The organism is Kitasatospora sp. NPDC057518 (assembly GCF_042802075.1).
In the GTDB taxonomy this organism is placed as follows: Bacteria; Actinomycetota; Actinomycetes; order Streptomycetales; family Streptomycetaceae; genus Kitasatospora.
In genome coordinates this window covers 1-4790 of record NZ_JBHVEU010000578.1, presented here as the reverse complement: position 1 = coordinate 4790, position 4790 = coordinate 1, and the positions used below count along the sequence as shown (strand labels likewise).

Genomic DNA, 4790 nt, shown 5'->3' with positions numbered 1-4790 from the left:
CAGGAACCGGGCCCTCTTCGCGTTCGCGCCCCGGCGCGGGCTCAGCCGTCGTGTCCGGCGGCCGCCGCGACCGCCTCCTCGACGGTGGCGTTCCCGGCGACCAGCTCCAGGGTCAGCCCGGCGGTGCCCGGTTCGCGCAGCAGGGCGGCCAGGACGGCGGCGACGTCGGCCCGGTCCACCGCGCCGCGGTCGACGGAGGGGGCGAGCCGGACCAGGCCGGTGCCGGGGCCGTCGGTGAGCCGTCCGGGGCGCAGCACCGTCCAGTCCAGCGCGGTGCGGGCCCGGACGGCGTCGTCGGCGGCGCCCTTGGCCCGCAGGTAGGTCTCGAAGACCTCGTCGGCGGGGAAATGGGCCTCGGCGTCGGCGGCCATCGCCGAGACCATCAGGTACCGGCGGACCCCGGCGAGTTCGGCGGCGTCGGCGAGCAGCACGGCGGCGTCCCGGTCGACGGTGTTCTTGCGGGCGGCGCCGCTGCCCGGTCCGGCGCCGGCGGCGAAGACCACCGCGTCGGCGCCGGTGAGCAGTGCGGCGAGCCGGGTGGCGGTGGCGGCCTCCAGGTCGAGCAGCAGCGGCTCGGCGCCGGCGTCGACGAGGTCCTGGGCCTGTTCGGGGCGGCGGATGATCCCGGCGGGGCGTTCGCCGCGGGCGGCGAGCAGCCGTTCCAGGTGGAGCGCGATCTGTCCGTGGCCCCCGGCGATGACGGTACGCATGGTCCGACGGTAGTCCGAAGGGTCGGAAGTCGTCCTGGGGAGTGCCGCGAACAGGACACAATGGGCGCATGACTTCGCTCGCCCACCCGCAGCTGCGTTTCACGCCCACCGTGGCGGACCCCTCCGGCCCCCGGGAGCTGGTGATCCTGGGTTCCACCGGGTCGATCGGCACCCAGGCCATCGACGTGGTGCTCCGCAACCCGGACCGTTTCCGGGTGGTCGCCCTGTCGGCGGCGGGCGGTCGGGTGGAGCTGCTCGCCGAGCAGGCGGTGCGGCTGGGCGTGCACACCGTGGCGGTGGCCGATCCGGCGGCCGTCCCGGCGCTGCGCGAGGCGCTGGCCGCGAAGGCGGCGGGCGGTGCGCTGCCGACCGTGCTGGCGGGCCCGGACGCGGCGACCGAGCTGGCCGCCCTGGAGTGCCACTCGGTGCTGAACGGCATCACGGGGTCGATCGGCCTGCGGCCGACGCTGGCCGCGCTGAAGGCGGGCCGGGTGCTGGTGCTGGCCAACAAGGAGTCGCTGATCGTCGGCGGTCCGCTGGTGAAGGCGGTGGCGAAGCCGGGCCAGATCGTGCCGGTGGACTCCGAGCACGCGGCGCTGTTCCAGGCGCTGGCCGGCGGGACCCGGGCCGAGGTGCGCAAGCTGGTGGTCACCGCGAGCGGCGGCCCGTTCCGCAACCGCACCCGTGAGCAGCTGGCCGGGGTGACCCCGCAGGACGCGCTGGCGCACCCGACCTGGGCGATGGGCCCGGTCGTCACGATCAACTCGGCCACCCTGGTGAACAAGGGCCTGGAGGTGATCGAGGCGCACCTGCTGTACGACGTGCCGTTCGACCGGATCGAGGTCGTGGTCCACCCGCAGTCGGTGGTGCATTCGATGGTGGAGTTCACCGACGGTTCGACCCTGGCGCAGGCCAGCCCGCCGGACATGCGGATGCCGATCGCGCTGGGCCTGGGCTGGCCGGACCGGGTGCCGGACGCGGCCCCCGCCTGTGACTGGACCAGGGCCGCCACCTGGGAGTTCTTCCCGCTGGACGACGAGGCCTTCCCGGCGGTCGAGCTGGCCCGTGAGGTGGGCACCCTGGGCGGTACCAACCCGGCGGTGTTCAACGCGGCCAACGAGGAGTGTGTGGAGGCGTTCCTGAAGGGCCGCCTCGCTTTCACCGGAATCGTGGACACTGTTGCCAAGGTCGTGGCCGAGCACGGTCAGCGGGACGGCGCTCCGGCGGCGGGAACTTCCCTGACGGTCGAGGACGTCCTGCACGCGGAGGACTGGGCGCGCGCCCGGGCCCGCGAGCTGGCGGCCGGCTGACGGTCGACCGACGACCCCGATTGCGGTAGGACGAGACGATGAGCGGAGCGGCATGACGGAGGACCAGCGGTGGCAACGGTTTTGACGGTGGTCGGCATCCTGGTCTTCGTCATCGGGCTGCTCGTCTCGATCGCCTGGCACGAACTCGGCCACCTCTCCACGGCCAAGCTGTTCGGCATCCGGGTGCCCCAGTACATGGTCGGCTTCGGCCCGACCCTCTGGTCGCGCCGGAAGGGCGAGACCGAGTACGGCATCAAGGCGATCCCGTTCGGCGGGTACATCCGGATGATCGGGATGTTCCCGCCGGGCGAGGACGGCCGGATCACCAAGCGCAGCAGTTCGCCCTGGCGCACCATGATCGAGGACGCCCGCGAGGCCTCCTACGAGGAGCTCCAGGAGGGTGACGAGAGCCGGCTCTTCTACACCCGCAAGCCGTGGAAGCGCATGATCGTGATGTTCGCCGGGCCGTTCATGAACCTGGTCCTGGCGTTTGGGCTCTTCCTGACCGTCATGATGGGCTTCGGCGTCTCGATGACGGTGCCGACCATCGGCTCGGTCGCCCAGTGCGTGGTCAAGGCCGGCCAGCCCACCGACACCTGCCCCGCCGACGCGCCCAAGACCCCGGCCAACGAGGTGGGGCTGCGCCAGGGCGACAAGGTGCTCTCCTTCGACGGCGACCGGATCCGCGACTACGACCAGCTCCAGGCGGACATCCGGAAGTCGGCCGGCAAGCAGGTGGCGATCGTCGTGGAGCGCGGTGGCGAGCGGCTCACCTTCACGCCCACCATCGCCGTCAACGACGTGCAGAAGTACGACGGCAAGGGCGTGCCGCTGAAGGGCCAGACCGTGCAGGCCGGGTTCCTCGGGTTCACCCCGAAGAGCGAAACCGTCCAGCTCGGCTTCGGGCAGTCGGTGGACCGGATGTACGACATGGCCGAGAACGGGGTGAAGTCGCTGGCCGCCCTGCCGGGCAAGATCCCCGGGCTCTGGAACGCCGTCGTCGGCGACGCCCCGCGCGACCCGGACTCCCCGGTCGGCATGGTCGGCGCGGCCCGGGTCAGCGGCGAGGTCTTCTCGCTCGACCTGCCCGCCACCCAGCGGATCGCGTTCTTCGTGAACCTGCTGGCCGGCATCAACCTGTCGCTCTTCCTCTTCAACATGCTGCCGCTGCTCCCGCTGGACGGCGGGCACATCGCCGGCGCGGCCTGGGAGGCGGTCCGGCGCCGCTTCGCACAGCTGTTCAGGCGGCCCGACCCGGGCCCGTTCGACGTCGCCAGGCTGATGCCGGTGGCGTACGTGGTGGCCAGCATCTTCATCGGCTTCACGCTCCTGGTGATGGTCGCCGACCTGGTGAACCCGGTGAAGATCAGTTAGGGCGTTCGGGTACCACGGGTGTGCTGGGCGCCGTTGCGGTGCCGTACCGTGGAGGCCGGGTGCGCGATCGTCAGCGCGCCCGGCCTCGGCCGTGTCACGGCCGGGCGGTCGACCACACCTCAACCCCGGGGAACCCTGCGCACATGACCGCGATCTCGCTCGGTATTCCGTCCCTGCCGCTCAAGCCGCTGGCCAAGCGCCGCTACTCCCGGCAGATCATGGTCGGCAACGTGCCGGTCGGCGGCGACGCCCCGGTCTCGGTGCAGTCGATGACCACCACGGTCACCTCCGACATCAACGCCACGCTGCAGCAGATCGCCCAGCTCACCGCGTCCGGCTGCCAGATCGTCCGGGTCGCCGTCCCCACGCAGGACGACGCCGACGCGCTGCCGATCATCGCCAAGAAGTCGCAGATCCCGGTCATCGCGGACATCCACTTCCAGCCCAAGTACGTCTTCGCCGCGATCGACGCCGGCTGCGCCGCGGTGCGCGTGAACCCGGGCAACATCAAGCAGTTCGACGACAAGGTCGGCGAGATCGCCAAGGCCGCCAAGGACGCGGGCGTGCCGATCCGGATCGGCGTCAACGCCGGCTCGCTGGACAAGCGCCTGCTGGAGAAGTACGGCCGGGCCACCCCGGAGGCGCTGGTCGAGTCGGCGCTGTGGGAGTGCTCGCTGTTCGAGGAGCACGACTTCCGCGACATCAAGATCTCGGTCAAGCACAACGACCCGGTCGTGATGATCAACGCCTACCGCCAGCTCGCCGCCGCGTGCGACTACCCGCTGCACCTCGGCGTGACCGAGGCCGGGCCGGCCTTCCAGGGCACCATCAAGTCGGCGGTCGCCTTCGGCGCGCTGCTGGCCGAGGGCATCGGCGACACCATCCGGGTCTCGCTCTCCGCCCCGCCGGCCGAGGAGATCAAGGTCGGCAACCAGATCCTGGAGTCGCTCGGGCTGCGCGAGCGCGGCCTGGAGATCGTCTCCTGCCCCTCCTGCGGGCGCGCCCAGGTGGACGTCTACAAGCTCGCGGAGGAGGTCACCGCCGGGCTGGAGGGCATGGAGGTGCCGCTGCGGGTGGCCGTCATGGGCTGCGTCGTGAACGGCCCGGGCGAGGCCCGGGAGGCCGACCTCGGGGTCGCCTCCGGCAACGGCAAGGGCCAGATCTTCGTCAAGGGCGAGGTCATCAAGACCGTTCCGGAGTCGAAGATCGTCGAGACCCTGATCGAGGAGGCCCTCAAGCTCGCCGAGCAGATGCAGGCGGCGGGTGTCGAGGCGGGGGCGCCGACCGTGGTCGCCGGGGAGTGAAGGGCCGCGGGGGGAGCGGCCCCCGCGCAGCGTGTTTCCGACAGCCGTAGGTTGTCCTGACCGTGCGGGAGCGTCCGCGCGGTGTTTTCCGG

At 71.9% G+C, this 4790-nt stretch carries 4 protein-coding genes; 3 read left to right on the top strand and 1 reads right to left on the bottom strand.

Annotation, left to right across the window (positions count from 1 at the left end; genetic code table 11):
* Positions 1-41: 41 nt before the first annotated feature.
* Positions 42-710 carry an NAD(P)H-binding protein gene (locus tag ACFU7Z_RS36410; RefSeq protein ID WP_380782327.1) on the bottom strand — a complete coding sequence of 223 codons (669 nt, stop codon included), beginning with the start codon at positions 708-710 and terminating at the stop codon, positions 42-44.
* A 68-nt stretch (positions 711-778) separates the two neighbouring features.
* Between ACFU7Z_RS36410 and dxr the strand changes: the two genes are divergently transcribed.
* The 3 genes from dxr to ispG all read left to right on the top strand — a co-directional run bounded on the left by dxr (position 779) and on the right by ispG (position 4698).
* Positions 779-2020: a 1-deoxy-D-xylulose-5-phosphate reductoisomerase gene (dxr, locus tag ACFU7Z_RS36405; RefSeq protein ID WP_049651298.1), complete on the top strand. Its 1242-nt coding sequence runs from the start codon at positions 779-781 to the stop codon at positions 2018-2020.
* Positions 2021-2089: 69 nt separating this feature from the next.
* Positions 2090-3394, top strand: a complete 1305-nt coding sequence (locus tag ACFU7Z_RS36400; RefSeq protein ID WP_049651297.1) for an RIP metalloprotease — start codon at positions 2090-2092, stop codon at positions 3392-3394.
* A gap of 143 nt (positions 3395-3537) precedes the next feature.
* The gene (ispG, locus tag ACFU7Z_RS36395) at positions 3538-4698 is read left to right on the top strand and encodes a flavodoxin-dependent (E)-4-hydroxy-3-methylbut-2-enyl-diphosphate synthase (RefSeq protein WP_049651296.1); all 1161 of its coding nucleotides are present in this window, start codon (positions 3538-3540) and stop codon (positions 4696-4698) included.
* The last annotated feature ends 92 nt before the right edge of the window (positions 4699-4790 follow it).

What these genes read in the sequence shown, in the direction of transcription:
- ispG (WP_049651296.1), top strand. Translation starts at nt 3,538, where the DNA reads ATGACCGCGATCTCGCTCGGTATTCCGTCCCTGCCGCTCAAGCCGCTG.
- dxr (WP_049651298.1), top strand. Translation starts at nt 779, where the DNA reads ATGACTTCGCTCGCCCACCCGCAGCTGCGTTTCACGCCCACCGTGGCG.
- ACFU7Z_RS36410 (WP_380782327.1), bottom strand. Translation starts at nt 710, where the DNA reads ATGCGTACCGTCATCGCCGGGGGCCACGGACAGATCGCGCTCCACCTG.